Consider the following 14,694-nt stretch of genomic DNA (forward strand, 5'->3'; position numbering starts at 1 on the left):
GGCCCCCGCCGAGAACCCGAACCCGCTGCGGATGTCGAGGGCGTTCACCAGGGCCAGCGAGGTGCCGGTGAGCACGGCGTGGATCGCGTACAGCGGGTAGGCCACGTACACGAACGCGAACTCGAGCGGCTCGGTGACGCCAGTGACGAACGCGACCAGCGCGGCCGAGCCCATGATGCCGGCGATGACCTTGCGGTTCTTCTTCTTCGCGGTGTGCACGATCGCCAGGGCGGCGGCCGGGAGGGCGAACATCATGATCGGGAAGAAGCCGGTCATGAACGTGCCCGCGGTGGGGTCGCCGTGCAGGAAGCGCGCGATGTCGCCGTTCCACACCTGGCCGTCGGCCTCGTAGGAGCCGAACTGGAACCACGGCAGCGAGTTGAGCAGGTGGTGCAGGCCGAACGGCAGCAGGAGGCGGTTGAGCGTGCCGAACACGAACGCGCCGATGATGGTCGAGCCGGTGACCCACTCGCCGACCGCGGTGAAGCCGGTGTCGAACGCCGGGTAGATCAGCGCGGCGACGACGGCGATGAGCACCGCGGCGCCGGCGGTGACGATCGGCACGAACCGGCGGCCGCCGAAGAACGCCAGGTACGGGGGCAGCTTGATCCGGTAGAACCGCTGGTAGAGCAGCGCGGCCGTGAGGCCGATGACGATGCCGCCGAGCACGCCGTAGTTGATGAGCTCCTGCGTCTCGCCCTCGGCCGCCTCGCCGAGGATGTACGGCGACAGGGCGTCGGTGACGCCCGTGAACACCAGGTAGCCCACGAGGGCCGCGAGGCCCGTCGACCCGTCGGCCTTGCGGGCGTAGCCGATCGCGACGCCGAGCGCGAAGAGCAGGGGCAGGTTGCCGAGCAGGGCGTTGCCGGCCGCGGCCAGCACGTCGGCGACCGGCAGCAGCCAGTCGGCGCGGGCACCCAGGCCCTCGGCGCCGAGCATGTCCGCCTGGCCCAGCCGGAGCAGCAGGGCGGCGGCGGGCAGCGAGGCGATGGGGAGCATGAGGGATCGACCCACGCGCTGCAGCTGCGCGAGTCCGGGGATGCCCCGCTTGGGGGTATCGACCGTGGTGGCGGTCATGGTCACTCCTCGTGAGATCGGGTCGCGGGCGCCGTCGGGCGGGTCGCGCGCGGGTCGGGGGGAGGTGTGGGCACGCGGTGCGCTTGGTGCGGAACTTGCGTGGTCGCCGTCGAGTCGGCAAGTTGTCTGGACCAGTTGCGGTCAGAGTGGTCTAGACCGGAGTATGTGTCAAGGACCACATGCCCGCCGTCGGAGCGCCCCGGACGGGCACCCGGTGGTGCGGACGACGGCGACCGAGGTGGGAGGGTGAGCGCGTGCACGCGAAGCAGTCCGCCCTCGCCCCCGGCGCCCACAAGTATCAGGCGGTCCGCGCCTACCTGGCCGGCCTCGTCGAGCGCGAGCTGCACGTCGGCGACGCGATCCCGTCCGAGCGCGCGCTGTGCGAGCGGTTCGGGGTGTCCCGGATGACCGTGCGCCAGGCCGTCGACGCGCTCGTGGGCGAGGGCGTGCTGGTGCGCGAGCAGGGTCGCGGCACGTTCGTCGCGCCGCAGCGCATGGACTTCGAGATGCGGCTGACCACGTTCGGCGAGGAGATGCGCCGCCGGGGCATGCGACCCGAGACCCGGGTGCTCGGCATGGGCACCGTGCCCGCGACCGCGGACGCCGCCGACGCGCTCGGCACCGAGCCCGGCGCCCCGCTGCACCACCTGCGCCGCGTGCGGTACGCCGACGGGTCGCCGATGAGCATCGAGCAGCACTGGGTGTCGGTCGACCTGGTCCCGGGGCTGCTCGCCGCCGGGCCGCCGCCGAGCATGCACGACGCCCTGCGCGCCGTGGGCCTCGACCCGTCCTGGGGCGAGGAGACGCTGACCGCGGCCGAGGCGACCGACGAGGAGGCCGCGCTGCTCGAGCTGCGCGGGGCGCGCGCGGTGCTGCGCGCGACCCGGCGGACGTTCAGCGCGGACACGCCCGCGATGTACTCGAACGCCTGCTACCGCGGCGACCGGTACAGCGTGTGGGTGCCGCTCAGCGCCCCGGCACCGGCCCTGGTGCCGCGGCTGCGTGACGGCGACGAGGAGCTCGACCAGCGGGAGGCCGTGGGCGCGGCCCTGGAGGACGGGAGGACCGGATGAGCGCGCAGGGGACCGGCCAGGCCGCGGCGATCCTCGCCGGCCTGGGCGGGGTGGGGAACATCGACGAGATCGAGCCGTGCACGACGCGGCTGCGCTCGCTGGTGAAGGAGCCGTCCCGCGTGGACGCGGCGGCGCTGCGCGCCGCGGGCGCGTTCGGGGTGATGGTGTCGGGCCGGGTGGTGCAGGTGGTCATCGGCCCGAGCGTCGACACCCTCGCGTCCGACCTGGAGGACCTCATGTGACGGCCGTGGCCCGCCCGGGCCGCCGCACGCCACGACCGACCCGCCGCACCGCACCGGCGGGAGCCACGAAGGAGAAGAACCATGAGCAAGGCAGAGCAGATCCTCGCCGGACTGGGCGGGGACGCGAACATCGTCGACCTGGAGCCCTGCATCACGCGGCTGCGCGTCGAGGTCGAGGACCCGTCGAAGGTGACCGAGTCCGTCCTCAAGGCCGCCGGCGCGATCGCGGTCATGCAGCAGGGCACCGTGGTGCAGGTCATCGTCGGGCCCGAGGCGGACACGCTGGCCTCGGACATCGAGGACCTGCGCTGATGGCGCTGACCGTCCTCGCGCCGGTCGCCGGGGTCGTGCACGCGCTCGCGGACGTGGACGACCCGGTGTTCGCCCAGGAGATCGTCGGCCCGGGCCTGGCCGTGCAGCCGGACGCGGAGTCCGGCGCCGGCCGGTCGGTCGTCGCCCCGGTGGCCGGGACCGTCGCCAAGCTGCACCCGCACGCGTTCGTGCTGCTCGCCGAGGGCGGCCGCGGCGTGCTGGTGCACCTCGGCATCAACACCGTCCAGCTCGGCGGCGAGGGCTTCACGCTGCACGTCGCGGAGGGGGACGCCGTCGAGCAGGGCCAGCTGCTGGTCGAGTGGGACCCGGCGGCGGTCGAGGCCGGCGGGCGGTCGGCGATCTGCCCCGTCGTCGGCCTCGAGGCGCAGCCGGACTCGCTCACCCGGCTCGCGGAGCCGGGCACCCGCGTCGTGGCGGGCGACCCGCTGCTCGAGCTGGGCTGACGTCCGGCCGGCCGGGACCCGCCGAGGTCCCGGCCGGTGTCCCGGACGCGGCGCGAGCCCCGGCCCGATACTGAACGGCATGCTGCCCCGCCCGAGCACCCGCGACCTGCTCCGGTCGCTGCCCGCGCTCACCGGCGACCTGCCCGAGGTCGACCCGTACGCCCTCCCGGCGGACCCGGTCGACGCGTTCCAGGACTGGTTCGCCGCGGCGGTCGCCGCCGGCGTGCCCGAGCCGCACGCGCTCTGCCTGTCGACGGTCGGGCCGGACGGCGCGCCGCACGCGCGCGTGGTGCTGCTCGCCGACGTCGCGGACGGCGCGTGGGTGTTCGCGAGCGACGCGCGGGCCGGCAAGGCGCAGGACCTCGCGGCCGAGCCGCGGGCGGCGCTGACGTTCTACTGGCAGCCGCTGGGCCGGCAGGTGCGGGTGACCGGCCGGGCCCGCGCCCTGGACGCCGCCACCTGCGCGGCCGACTTCCTGCGCCGGTCGCCGAGCAGCCGCGCCGCGGCCTTCGCGTCCCGGCCGGGGGAGCGGCTGCTGTCCGCCGAGGAGCTGCACGCCGCCGTGCAGCAGGCCCGCGCGCGGGTGGACCGGGAGCCCGGGCTGGTGCTGCCCACGTGGCAGCTGTGGGCGGTCGAGCCGGACGAGGTCGAGCTCTGGCAGGGCGACTCGGACCGGGCGCACGTGCGGGTCCGGTACACCCGGGCCGAGGACCGGTGGGACCGGCACCTCGACTGGCCCTGAGCGGCCCGGCCCAGGCTCCGTCCCGGCCGCGTCAGTCCCGCGCGGCCGGCACCGCGTCCGCGTCGCGCGGCGGCAGCACGTCCGGCGACACGTCCGCCGCCCGCGCCGCGAGCGTGTGCAGCAGCCGCTCGAGCGGGCCCCGCCCCAGCGCCGCGCGCCACAGCCAGCACGCCAGCACGGTCACGCCGAGGAACGCGAGCCAGGTCCCGGTCTCCGGCTCCCAGACCACCGACTCCCCGAGCAGGGCGATGACGACGAGCTGCCCGGTGTACGCGGTCAGCGCGAGCGCGCCCGTCGCGGCGAGCGGGGACACCAGGGCGGGCACCGCGTCGGCGACGATCAGGCACAGCGCGAGCACCGCGAGGCCGACCCCCGTGTTCGCGACGACCTCCAGGCCCGACGACGAGTGCGGCTCGGTGGTGACGAGCGCGACCAGCGTGGGGTCGCCGGCCAGCGCCCGGGTGAGCAGCGCGGAGGCCGCGTGCGCCGCCACCGCCAGCAGGACCCCCGCGCCGAGCAGCCGCAGCCGCACGCCGCGGTCGCGCAGGTCCATCCGCCCGACGGCGAGGCCCACCAGCACGTACGCGAACCACACGACCGCCGGGTAGAAGTCGCCGACCAGGAGGTCCGTGAACTCCCGCCCGGGGAGGTGCAGGAACGCCTCCTGGAGCGCGAGGTGCAGCAGCGGCCCGAACGCCGCGACCGCCGCCGCCCCGCCGAGCAGCCGCCGCGGGGCCGCGCCGAGCAGGGGCGTCGCGCAGGCGAACAGCACCGCGTAGGTGGGCAGGATCACGGCGATCGGCGTGCCGAGCAGGATGACGGCGACACCGATGCCGAGCACCAGGAACGCCCGGACCAGGATCTTGGCGCGGGCCTGCACCCGGCGGATGCCGGACACGGGCGCCGACCCGCCGGAGATCAGCGCGACCGAGATCCCGGACAGCAGGACGAACAGCGCGGCCGACCGGCCGTCGACCACCTGCGCGAGCGACCACGGCCACGGGTCGTCGGGCCCGCCGGGGCCGACGTGCGCGGTGAGCATGCCCAGCACCGCCAGGCCGCGGGCGACGTCCACCCCGGTGATCCGCTGCATGGCGCCACGCTAGCCGGGGGCGGGGCCCGGCGGGCGCGGCCCGGGCGCGGCCCGAGCGCCGCATCGTCTCGCGCCTCGGGACGGGACGTACCGCCCGCTGGAACGCGGTCCCGCCACCGGGCTACCGTCGGTGCGTGACCGACACGCACCAGGCCGACGTCTACACCCACGGCCACCACGACAGCGTGCTGCGCTCCCACCGGTGGCGCACCGCGGAGAACTCGGCGGCCTACCTGCTGCCGGCCCTGCAGCCCGGGCAGTCCCTGCTCGACGTGGGCTGCGGCCCCGGCACCGTGACCGTCGACCTCGCGTCGCGCGTCGCGCCCGGCGCCGTGGTCGGCCTCGACCGGTCGGAGAAGGTGCTCGACCTCGCCCGCGAGGAGGCCGCGCAGGCGGGCGCGGACAACGTGACCTTCCAGGTCGGCGACGCCTACGCGCTGCCATTCCCGGACGCCTCGTTCGACGTCGTGCACGCGCACCAGGTGCTGCAGCACCTCACCGACCCGGTCGCCGCGCTGCGCGAGCTGCGCCGCGTCACCCGGCCGGGCGGGGTCGTCGCCGTGCGGGACGCGGACTACTCCGGCATGACCTGGTTCCCCGCGTCGCCGGTCCTCGACGAGTGGTCCGCGCTCTACCACGAGGTCACCCAGGCCAACGGCGCCGAGGCCGACGCCGGCCGCCGGCTGCACTCCTGGGCGCTCGCGGCCGGGTTCGACCCCGACGGCCTGGTCCCGACCGCCGGCGTGTGGAGCTACGCCACCGACGAGGACCGCGCGTGGTGGGCCGACCTGTGGGCCGAGCGCTGCGTCGCGTCGGACTTCGCCCGGCAGGCCGTCGAGCACGGGCTCGCCGACGAGGTGGGGCTCGAGCAGCTCGCCGCGGGCTGGCGCGAGTGGGGCACCGCCCCGGACGGCTGGTTCGCGGTGCTGCACGGCGAGGTGCTCGCCCGGGTCTGACCTAGGGTGGGGCCGTGCGCATCGCCAGGTTCACCACCGGAGACGACCCCCGCTACGCCCTCGTCGAGGGGGAGCCGGGTCAGGAGCAGCTCGTCGTCATCAGCGGCGACCCGATCTACACCCCGGTGCAGCCCACCGGCGAGCGGATCCCGCTCGGCGACGGCGTCCGGCTGCTCGCCCCGGTGATCCCGCGGTCCAAGATCATCGGCGTCGGGCGGAACTACGTCGACCACGCCGCCGAGATGGGCAACGAGGTGCCGGCGTCGCCGCTGCTGTTCCTCAAGCCCAACACGGCCGTCGTCGGCCCGGACGACCCGATCGTGCTGCCCGACTGGACCGAGGAGGTCTCGTACGAGGCCGAGCTCGCCGTCGTCATCGGCAAGGTCACCAAGGACGTCTCGCCCGAGCACGCGCTCAGCAAGGTGTTCGGCTACACCGTCGCCAACGACGTCACCGCCCGCGACGCCCAGCGCTCCGACTCCCAGTGGACCCGGGCCAAGGGCTTCGACTCGTCCTGCCCGATCGGCCCGTGGGTCGTGCCCGGGCTCGAGGTGGACGACCTGGCCGTGCGGTCCCGGGTGAACGGCGAGGCCAAGCAGGACGGCCGGACGTCGCAGATGGTGTTCGACGTCGCCTACCTGATCTCGTACATCTCCGAGGTGTTCACGCTGCTGCCCGGCGACATCATCCTCACCGGCACCCCGGCGGGCGTCGGCCTGCTGGCCGAGCGGGACGTCGTCGAGGTCGAGGTCGAGGAGATCGGCACGCTGCGCAACCCGGTGCTGCGCCGGTCCTGAGCCGCCGCTAGGGTCTGCGGGTCCCACCCGCACGACGACAGGAGCGGCGCGTGGACCTGCAGTCCGTGCTCGACCGCACGACCGACACGCTCTACACCTACTGGCTGGTCTACGTCCTCGTCGGCGCGGGCCTGTGGTTCACCGTGCGCACCGGCGCGGTGCAGATCCGGATGTTCCCGGCGATGCTGCGCCAGGTGGCCGCGTCGCGCTCCGGCGCCGAGGGCGGCATCTCGTCCTTCCAGGCGTTCGCGGTCGGGCTGGCCTCGCGGGTCGGCACGGGCAACATCGCCGGCGTCGCGGTCGCGCTGACCCTCGGCGGCCCCGGCGCGGTGTTCTGGATGTGGGTCGTGGCCGCGATCGGCATGGCGACGGCGCTGGTCGAGGCGACGCTCGCGCAGGTGTTCAAGGTCCGCGACCCCGACGGCTCCTACCGCGGCGGCCCGGCGTACTACATCCAGCGCGGGCTCGGGTCGCGGCGCTGGGGCGTCGTGTTCGCCGTGCTGCTGGTCTTCACGTTCGGCTTCGCGTTCAACATGGTGCAGGCGAACACCATCGCCGACACGCTCGACTCGTCGCACGGCGTCCCGGTCGGGTGGACGGCCGTCGGCCTCGTCGTCCTGGCGGCGCCCGTGCTGTTCGGCGGGGTGCGCCGCGTCGCGCGGGTCGCCGAGGTCATGCTCCCGCTGATGGCCGGGGCCTACCTGCTGCTCGCGCTGGTGGTCGTCGCGCTCAACGTGACGGCGGTGCCGGACGTGCTCGGCCAGATCGTGCGCGGGGCGTTCGGGCTGGACACCGCGCTCGCCGGCACCGCGGGCGGGATCCTCGCGGCCGTGCTCAACGGCGCGCGCCGCGGGCTGTTCTCGAACGAGGCCGGGATGGGCTCGGCCCCGAACACCGCCGCCACCGCGACCGTCACGCACCCCGTCAAGCAGGGGCTCGTGCAGTCGCTCGGCGTGTTCGTGGACACGATGCTGGTCTGCACCGCCACGGCGTTCATCGTGCTGTGCGCGGGCCCCGAGGTGTACGTCCCCGGGCGGACGGAGCAGAGCGCCGGCGCCGCGCTCACGACCGACGCGGTCGCGCACGAGCTCGGGGGCTGGACCGTCGGGCTGATGACGGTGATCGTGTTCGTGTTCGCCTTCAGCTCCGTCCTGGGCAACTACGCGTACGCCGAGGTGAACCTCACGTTCCTGCGGGTGCGCGGGCGCGCGCTCAACGCGCTGCGCACCGGCGTGCTGGCGGCGGTCGGCATCGGCTCGCTGTCGGCGCTGAGCACCGTGTGGGCGGTCGCGGACGTCGCGATGGCGCTCATGGCCACCGTCAACCTGATCGCGATCCTGCTGCTGTCCCGGTGGGCGCTGGGCGCGCTCGCCGACTACCGGCGGGCGGTCGCCGCCGGGCGGGACGACCGGTTCGTCGGGCACGGCAACCCGCTGCTCCCCGGCGACGTGCCCGGCGACGTGTGGGCCCCGGGCGCCCGCGACCGGGCCGAGGTGCCGGTCGCCTGACCGCCGCCGGGCGGGGGAGGCCCGCCGCGCTCGCTAGGGTGGAGCGCGTGAGTGCTGCTGCCCCCGCGACGCCGGTGCGCGTCCGCTTCTGCCCGTCCCCGACCGGTACGCCGCACGTCGGCCTGATCCGCACCGCCCTGTTCAACTGGGCGTACGCGCGGCACACCGGCGGCACGTTCGTGTTCCGGATCGAGGACACCGACGCCGCGCGCGACTCGGAGGAGTCGTACCAGCAGCTGCTCGACGCGATGCGCTGGCTCGGCCTCGACTGGGACGAGGGCGTCGAGGTCGGCGGCCCGCACGAGCCGTACCGGCAGTCGCAGCGGATGGACCTGTACGCCGACGTCGCGCGCCGGCTCGTCGAGGGCGGGTACGCCTACGAGTCGTTCTCGACCCCCGAGGAGGTCGAGGCCCGGCACCGCGCCGCCGGCCGCGACCCCAAGCTCGGCTACGACGGGTACGACCGCGCGCTCACCGACGAGCAGAAGGCCGCCTACCGCGCCGAGGGCCGCGAGCCCGTCCTGCGGCTGCGGATGCCCGACGAGGACGTCACGTTCACCGACCTGGTGCGCGGCGACGTCACGTTCAAGGCCGGCTCCGTGCCGGACTACGTCGTCGTGCGTGGCAACGGCCAGCCGCTCTACACGCTGGTCAACCCGATCGACGACGCGCTCATGGGCATCACGCACGTGCTGCGCGGCGAGGACCTGCTGTCCTCCACCCCGCGCCAGGTGGTGCTGTACCGCGCCCTGCTCGAGCTCGGCGTCGCCACCGTGATGCCGCAGTTCGGCCACCTGCCGTACGTCATGGGCGAGGGCAACAAGAAGCTCTCCAAGCGCGACCCCGAGTCGAACCTGTTCCTGCACCGGGAGCGCGGCTTCACGCCCGAGGGCCTGCTCAACTACCTGTCGCTGCTCGGCTGGTCGATCGGCCCGGACCGGGACATCTTCTCGGTCGCCGAGCTGGTCGAGGCGTTCGACGTCGCCGACGTGAACCCGAACCCGGCGCGGTTCGACCTCAAGAAGGCCGAGGCGATCAACGCCGAGCACGTCCGGCTGCTCGCCGCCGACGACTTCCGCGACCGCCTGGTGCCGTACCTGCACCGCGCCGGCCTGGTGCCCGCCGACTCCTACGCCGACCTGTCGCCCGAGCACCGCGCCCTGCTCGACGCCGGGGCGCCGCTCATCCAGACCCGCGTCACCCTGCTCGGCGAGGCCGTCGGGATGCTCGGGTTCCTGTTCACGTCCGACGACGCCCTCGTGGTCGAGGACGACGCCCGCGGCGCGCTCAAGGACACCGCCGCCCAGGTGCTCGACGCGGCCACGGAGGCGCTGTCCGCGCTGCCGGCGGACGGGTTCACCACGCAGGCGACGCAGGACGCCCTGCAGTCCGCGCTGGTCGACGGGCTGGGCATCAAGCCGCGGTTCGCGTTCACGCCGCTGCGCGTGGCCGTGTCCGGGCGCCGGGTGTCGCCGCCGCTGTTCGAGTCGCTGGAGATCCTGGGCCGTAACTCGACGCTCGCCCGGATCGCCGCGCTGCGCGCGTCGCTGTGACGGCCGGGGTCGCGGGGCCGGCGGGGGAGGGCCGGGCCGTCGACGGCGTGCTGTTCGACGTCGACGACACCCTGGTCGACACGCACGGGGCGTTCGCGCACGCGCTGGCCGCCGTCTCCCGGGAGTGGCTGCCCGGGCTCGACCCCGCGCGGGACACCGAGGTGCTCGACCACTGGCGCGCGGACGCCGAGGGCCGGTACCGGCGGTACACCCGCGGCGAGGTGTCCTACCGCGAGCAGCGGATGGGGCGCGCCAACGACCTGCACGCGGCCTTCGGCGGCCCGGTGCTCGACGACGACGCCTACGACCGGTGGAACGCCCTGTTCGAGGAGCGGTTCACGGGCTCGTGGGCGGCGCACGCCGACGCCGCGGACGTGGTGCGCCGGCTGCTCGACGCGGGCGTCCGGGTGGGCGCGCTGACCAACGCCGCGACCGAGTACCAGGTCCGCAAGCTCACCCGCGCCGGCCTCGCGGACGACGTGCCGCTGCTGGTCGGGGTCGACACCCTCGGGTTCGGCAAGCCCGACCCGCGGGTGTTCGCCGAGGCGTGCCGCCGGCTGGGGACGGCGCCGGGGCGGACGGCCTACGTCGGGGACGAGCTGGACGTCGACGCGCGCGCCGCGGTGGCGGCCGGGCTGCGCGGGGTGTGGCTGGCGCGGCCGCACCTCGGGGCGAAGCACGCGAACGACACCGAGGCGCTGCCGACCGACGTGGTGATCGAGTCCCTGGCCGAGCTGCCGGGGGTGCTGGGGCTCTGACCCGGCGCCGCCGCCGCGCGCGCCCGGTCGCTCAGCGCCGGGCCGCGCGGAAGCAGTCCGTCCTGTAGGGCAGCGGCACGACGTCGCGCCCGCGCAGGTCGGGGTGCGTCGCGGCGAGGTCGTCGATCTCGGCGAGCAGCGCGGCGCGGTCGTCGTCCGGGAGCGTCAGCAGGTGCGACCGGGACGCCGCGAGGTCCCGCAGCGCCGCGGGGCGCACCGCGTCGGCCCACCAGACGACGCGGTGCTGCACCGCGCCGAACGCCGGGCCCGGCTCGGGGGCGTGGTCGCCGTGCGGCGGGGCCGGGTCGCCGCGGTGCACGATCTCCTCGTACGCCGCCAGCCAGTCCGGCCCGGCGTCGGTGTCGGTGTCCCGGACGTTCCACACCACCGCGAGCACGCCGCCCGGGCGCAGCACCCGGGCCAGCTCCGCGCCGGCGGCCGGCTCGTCGAACCAGTGCCACGCCTGGCCGACCGTCACGGCGTCCGCCGACGCGTCGGGCAGGCCCGTGCGCTCCGCGGAGCCGCCCAGGACCCGCACGGCGGGCAGGGCGGCCGCCAGCGCCTCCCGCATGCCGGGGGAGGGCTCCACGGCCGTCACGCGGCGTCCTGCGGGCCCCGGCAGGGTCAGCAGGCGCTCGGTGAGCTTGCCCGTGCCCGCGGCGAGGTCGACGACGTCCACCGCCGCGGCGGGCACGCACCAGGCGACGGCCTCGTCGGGGTACGTGGGGCGGGCGGCCTGGTAGAGCGCGGCGGCGGGGCCGAACGAGGCGGCGCGGGCGGCGCGCGGGGCGGCGGGCGGGGCGTCGGGCGGTGCGGGGCGGTCCTGGTCCACGGCACGAGCCTGCCACATCGACATTCGGAGCAATCTGCGCATCACTCATTTATCAGGTCAAGACGGCGGGTAGTTTGGTGCGATTTCTGACATATGAGCACGCGGGCAGGCTCGTGTGGTCGCCTCACATAGGTATCGCCCCTGTTCAGGACGTGTGGACATCGATACCGTTTTATCGGCGTCGTCAGATGGCGACTGCCGGAAATGGACGAGGGGAGAAGTCGATGTCGATGACGACGTCAACGAGCGCACGCGTGCGGCGGGTGCTCGTGGCTGCCGTGCTGGTGCCGGGCTTGCTGTTCGGATCCGCGGTCAGTGCCTCAGCCGCGACCCCGAGCTGCTCGAGCGGGTACGCCTGCTGGTGGGTGAACACCGGCTACTCCGGCACCTACTACGGGTCGGCGCTCAATCAGCTGACCTGGCCGAGCGGGATCGAGAACAAGGACAAGTCGGTCTTCAACAACGGGACGAGCGGAAACGCAGTGTTCACCTACCGCTACGCGCAGAACATCGAGGTCATGTACTGCGTGCGCAAGGGTGTCTCGGTGAACTCCATCAGCAAGTCCAACATGGGCAGCAGCCACAAGTGGAAGGCGGCGGACTCCGGGTGCTACTGACGAAGGCCCGGACGGCCGTGTGCGCCGCGGCCGTGCTCGGCGTGCTCGGGTCGGCGGGCTGCTCGCCCGCTCCCGAGCCGTCCGAGCGGTACCTCGACCCGGACCTCCGGTCGGAGGTGCTCGCGCGCGTCCAGGCGCTGAACTTCCCGTTCGACTCCGATCCTGCGTACGCCGTGCGGATCGCGAACCTGCAGACCCGCTTGATCAACGAGTGCGTGTCCCGCCACGGGGTGGTGCCTCCCCGAACACAGGAGCTCCCGTACACGACCGAGGTGCTCACGCCGAGCGAGCCCCGGCTGTGGCTGCTCCCCGAGGAGGACTACGGCGTGGCGTCGGCACTGTCCGACCCCGAGGTGCTGGCGGCTCTCCTCCGGGCGCCCTCGGCAGACGTGCCCCCCGACGGGATGCCGCCGGACCCGGAAGCCTACGACCGCGCGGTGTACGGCCCCGACGATGAGCGCATCTCGTTCCCGATCCCTGGCGGGGGCACCGCCTCGGTCCCGGTCGGCGGCTGCTTCGGTGAGGCGACCGAGGCGATGTACGGCGTGCCGGCCGCCGACTACGAACGCGCGTACTACGCGATCCCCAACATCCGGGATGTGATGACCGATGTGCTCGCCGACGAGCGGGTCCGGAGATCGGTGGGGGCGTGGGCGAGCTGCATGGGTGAGCAGGGCGTCCGAGCCTCCGGCCCGGCGGACCTCTACGAGGCCATGAGTCGATGGGTCGAGGGGGTGGTCGAGGGGAGCGTGCGCGTCGCGCACGTCGAAGAGCTCGAGCACGAGCTGGCCCGCCACGACCGGGCGTGCCGGACCGAGAGCGGCTTGGGTACGGAGGTGGCCGAGGTCTTCCTCGAGAGCGCGAGAGCCGCGCTCGAGGGGAGCGAGGGCGTGGTCCTGGAGTACCGGGCCATGATCGAGCACGCCCAGTCGGTGCTGGGGTCCGCGTGAGCCGTGGTGCGGTGCGTGTGGCGTCGGCCCTGGTGTGCGGACTGGTGCTGGGCTCCGGCGCCACCGTCGCCGTTGCATCGTGGCAAGCCGGGCGCGGCACGGAGCGCCCCGACGAGGAGGACGTCGCCGCCCCCACGACCGTCCCGGTCGTGCGCCAGGTCCTCGAGGACGTCGAGGTGGTGTCGGGTGCGCTCACCTGGGCGGACGAGGAGCACCCGATCCTGCGCGAGGGAGTCGTGACCGCGCTGCCGATCCGGCACGGAGCGGAGATCGTCCCGGGTGACGTGCTCGTCGAGATCGACGACCGCCCGGTGGTCGCCCTGCACATGCCGTTCCCGCTGTGGCGCGATCTCGAGGACGGCGACGTCGGCGCCGACGTGCTGCGCCTGCACGAGGCTCTCGCCGAGATCGGGGTGCTCCCCGGTCCGGTCGCGGCACCGCTCGGTCCCGGCACGCTGAGAGCGTTGGCGGAGATCGATCCACGGCTCGGCGGCGACACGGTGGCCGCCGGCGACATCGCGGCCGTCGACACCACGGGGTCGGTGCTGTCGGCCGCAGCCGTCGGTGTCGGCGGGCGCGTGGCCGCGGGCGATCTCGGGGTACGGCGACGTGCCGATCGGATCGCGGTCGAGGACGGCGGCATGGCGGGCCAGTACGCGCGAGCCGGGGACGAGCTCCGACTGGTCGATGCCACAGGCGTGACGCGGTGGTCCGGCGTGATCTCCGAGGTGGAGGTGGACGGCTCGCGGACGCTGCTCGGGGTGGCCGACCCGACGTCGCTGCCCGACGAGCTGGGAGCCGCGGCCATCGTGACCGCGACGACGGGGGGCGAGGTCCTGACGCTTCCCCGTGCCGCGATCACCGCCGATCCCGACGGAGGGTCGAGCATCCGGCGCTCCGGGGCCGACGGTGTCGTCGAGGTGGTGCGGGTGACGACCGGGCTGTGCACGGCGTCGCTCTGTGAAGTCAGGGCAGGGAGCGGCGCGGACGTCCTCCTCGCCGCGGGTGACCTGGTGGACGTCCCGTGACGATCGCCATCTCGGGTCGCGGCCTGCACCAGACCTTCGACGGCGGCCGCGTCACGCCGCTCGCAGGCGTGGACGTCGACGTCGAGGCCGGGCACATGGTCGCCGTGGTCGGGGCGAGTGGTTCGGGCAAGACGACCTTGCTCAACGTGCTCGGTCTGCTCGACCGCCCTGAACGCGGCGAGGTGCTTGTCGGGGGGCAGTCGACCACGCAGCTCGACGAGCGACGCCGCGCGCTCCTGCGAGCCCGCCACCTGGGGTTCGTCTTCCAGGACTCGCTGGTGGACCACCGCAGGACGGCCGCGGAGAACGTCGCCCTCGCCTGCGTCTTCGCCGGCATGCGCCGTTCGGCACGCACCGCGAGCGTGCATGCCGCGCTCGAGGCCGCCGACGTCGACCACCGTGCCGGCTCGCTCGCGGGCACCCTCTCCGGGGGCGAGCGGCAGCGGGTCGCGGTCGCGAGGGCCATCGTGCACCGGCCAGAGGTCCTGCTCTGCGACGAGCCGACGGGCAACCTGGACGAGGCGAACACCTCCCGCGTCTTCGACCTCTTGACGTCCTTCGTCGCGGGCGGGGGCGCGGTCGTCCTCGTGACGCACGACCTCGAGCTGGCCGAGCGGTGCGATGTCGTCCTGCGCGTCAGCGGAGGGTCGGTCCGCGTCGCATGAGAGGCAGCGGCTGTTCGTCCCGGGTGC

At 74.4% G+C, this 14,694-nt stretch carries 17 protein-coding genes; 14 read left to right on the forward strand and 3 right to left on the reverse strand.

The window, feature by feature from the left end; genetic code table 11:
• Nucleotides 1-1,077: PTS transporter subunit EIIC (locus VER05_RS05710; RefSeq protein WP_324844422.1), on the reverse strand; the 1,077-nt coding region annotated here is incomplete at its 3' end.
• Between the two features lie 254 nt (nt 1,078-1,331).
• Between VER05_RS05710 and VER05_RS05715 the strand changes: the two genes are divergently transcribed.
• From VER05_RS05715 to VER05_RS05735, 5 genes are all read left to right on the forward strand, one after another.
• The gene (locus VER05_RS05715; RefSeq protein ID WP_324844423.1) at nt 1,332-2,150 is read left to right on the forward strand and encodes a GntR family transcriptional regulator; all 819 of its coding nucleotides are present in this window, start codon (nt 1,332-1,334) and stop codon (nt 2,148-2,150) included.
• A complete protein-coding gene (locus VER05_RS05720; protein ID WP_166938758.1) occupies nt 2,147-2,392 on the forward strand; it encodes a glucose PTS transporter subunit EIIB in 246 nt (81 codons plus the stop codon). The genes VER05_RS05715 and VER05_RS05720 overlap by 4 nt, the downstream gene beginning before the upstream one ends.
• 81 nt (nt 2,393-2,473) lie before the next feature.
• Nucleotides 2,474-2,704, forward strand: coding sequence for a PTS glucose/sucrose transporter subunit IIB (locus tag VER05_RS05725; RefSeq protein ID WP_324844424.1), 231 nt, complete (start codon nt 2,474-2,476; stop codon nt 2,702-2,704).
• On the forward strand, nt 2,704-3,168 hold the full coding sequence (locus VER05_RS05730) for a PTS glucose transporter subunit IIA (protein WP_324844425.1): 465 nt from the start codon (nt 2,704-2,706) through the stop codon (nt 3,166-3,168). Before VER05_RS05725 ends, VER05_RS05730 begins: the two co-directional genes overlap by 1 nt.
• Before the next feature lie 79 nt (nt 3,169-3,247).
• The gene (locus VER05_RS05735; RefSeq protein WP_324844426.1) at nt 3,248-3,910 is read left to right on the forward strand and encodes a pyridoxal 5'-phosphate synthase; all 663 of its coding nucleotides are present in this window, start codon (nt 3,248-3,250) and stop codon (nt 3,908-3,910) included.
• Nucleotides 3,911-3,941: 31 nt separating this feature from the next.
• On the opposite strand, the gene VER05_RS05740 is transcribed toward VER05_RS05735, so the two are convergent.
• Nucleotides 3,942-5,003, reverse strand: a complete 1,062-nt coding sequence (locus VER05_RS05740; protein WP_324844427.1) for a heparan-alpha-glucosaminide N-acetyltransferase domain-containing protein — start codon at nt 5,001-5,003, stop codon at nt 3,942-3,944.
• A 134-nt stretch (nt 5,004-5,137) separates the two neighbouring features.
• Here VER05_RS05740 and VER05_RS05745 point away from each other — a divergent pair, with 134 nt between their 5' ends.
• From VER05_RS05745 to VER05_RS05765, 5 genes are read left to right on the forward strand one after another with little or no spacing between them, the layout of a single operon-like run.
• A complete protein-coding gene (locus VER05_RS05745; RefSeq protein ID WP_324844428.1) occupies nt 5,138-5,959 on the forward strand; it encodes a methyltransferase domain-containing protein in 822 nt (273 codons plus the stop codon).
• Nucleotides 5,960-5,973: 14 nt separating this feature from the next.
• Nucleotides 5,974-6,756, forward strand: coding sequence for a fumarylacetoacetate hydrolase family protein (locus VER05_RS05750; protein WP_324844429.1), 783 nt, complete (start codon nt 5,974-5,976; stop codon nt 6,754-6,756).
• A 50-nt stretch (nt 6,757-6,806) separates the two neighbouring features.
• Nucleotides 6,807-8,264: an alanine/glycine:cation symporter family protein gene (locus VER05_RS05755; RefSeq protein ID WP_324844430.1), complete on the forward strand. Its 1,458-nt coding sequence runs from the start codon at nt 6,807-6,809 to the stop codon at nt 8,262-8,264.
• Nucleotides 8,265-8,311: 47 nt separating this feature from the next.
• Entirely contained in the window at nt 8,312-9,817 is a 1,506-nt protein-coding gene (gene gltX, locus VER05_RS05760; protein WP_324844431.1) for a glutamate--tRNA ligase, read from the forward strand.
• On the forward strand, nt 9,814-10,575 hold the full coding sequence (locus VER05_RS05765; RefSeq protein ID WP_324844432.1) for an HAD family hydrolase: 762 nt from the start codon (nt 9,814-9,816) through the stop codon (nt 10,573-10,575). Before gltX ends, VER05_RS05765 begins: the two co-directional genes overlap by 4 nt.
• A gap of 31 nt (nt 10,576-10,606) precedes the next feature.
• Here VER05_RS05765 and VER05_RS05770 read toward each other — a convergent pair whose 3' ends face one another.
• The gene (locus VER05_RS05770; RefSeq protein ID WP_324844433.1) at nt 10,607-11,407 is read right to left on the reverse strand and encodes a class I SAM-dependent methyltransferase; all 801 of its coding nucleotides are present in this window, start codon (nt 11,405-11,407) and stop codon (nt 10,607-10,609) included.
• A gap of 224 nt (nt 11,408-11,631) precedes the next feature.
• Here VER05_RS05770 and VER05_RS05775 point away from each other — a divergent pair, with 224 nt between their 5' ends.
• From VER05_RS05775 to VER05_RS05790, 4 genes are all read left to right on the forward strand, one after another.
• Entirely contained in the window at nt 11,632-12,024 is a 393-nt protein-coding gene (locus VER05_RS05775) for a peptidase inhibitor family I36 protein (RefSeq protein WP_324844434.1), read from the forward strand.
• A 32-nt stretch (nt 12,025-12,056) separates the two neighbouring features.
• Entirely contained in the window at nt 12,057-12,974 is a 918-nt protein-coding gene (locus VER05_RS05780) for a hypothetical protein (protein WP_324844435.1), read from the forward strand.
• A gap of 17 nt (nt 12,975-12,991) precedes the next feature.
• A complete protein-coding gene (locus VER05_RS05785) occupies nt 12,992-14,002 on the forward strand; it encodes a hypothetical protein (protein ID WP_324844436.1) in 1,011 nt (336 codons plus the stop codon).
• 68 nt (nt 14,003-14,070) lie between these two features.
• Nucleotides 14,071-14,667 (forward strand): ABC transporter ATP-binding protein, encoded by a 597-nt coding sequence (locus tag VER05_RS05790; protein ID WP_324844437.1) that lies wholly within the window; start codon nt 14,071-14,073, stop codon nt 14,665-14,667.
• The last annotated feature ends 27 nt before the right edge of the window (nt 14,668-14,694 follow it).

Source organism: Cellulomonas sp., from assembly GCF_035634735.1.
GTDB lineage: Bacteria > Actinomycetota > Actinomycetes > Actinomycetales > Cellulomonadaceae > Cellulomonas.

Excerpts from the sequence above, each read along its gene's own strand:
- VER05_RS05720 (WP_166938758.1), top strand. The coding sequence starts at position 2,147 with ATGAGCGCGCAGGGGACCGGCCAGGCCGCGGCGATCCTCGCCGGCCTG.
- VER05_RS05725 (WP_324844424.1), top strand. The coding sequence starts at position 2,474 with ATGAGCAAGGCAGAGCAGATCCTCGCCGGACTGGGCGGGGACGCGAAC.
- VER05_RS05730 (WP_324844425.1), top strand. The coding sequence starts at position 2,704 with ATGGCGCTGACCGTCCTCGCGCCGGTCGCCGGGGTCGTGCACGCGCTC.
- VER05_RS05735 (WP_324844426.1), top strand. The coding sequence starts at position 3,248 with ATGCTGCCCCGCCCGAGCACCCGCGACCTGCTCCGGTCGCTGCCCGCG.
- VER05_RS05740 (WP_324844427.1), bottom strand. The coding sequence starts at position 5,003 with ATGCAGCGGATCACCGGGGTGGACGTCGCCCGCGGCCTGGCGGTGCTG.
- VER05_RS05775 (WP_324844434.1), top strand. The coding sequence starts at position 11,632 with ATGTCGATGACGACGTCAACGAGCGCACGCGTGCGGCGGGTGCTCGTG.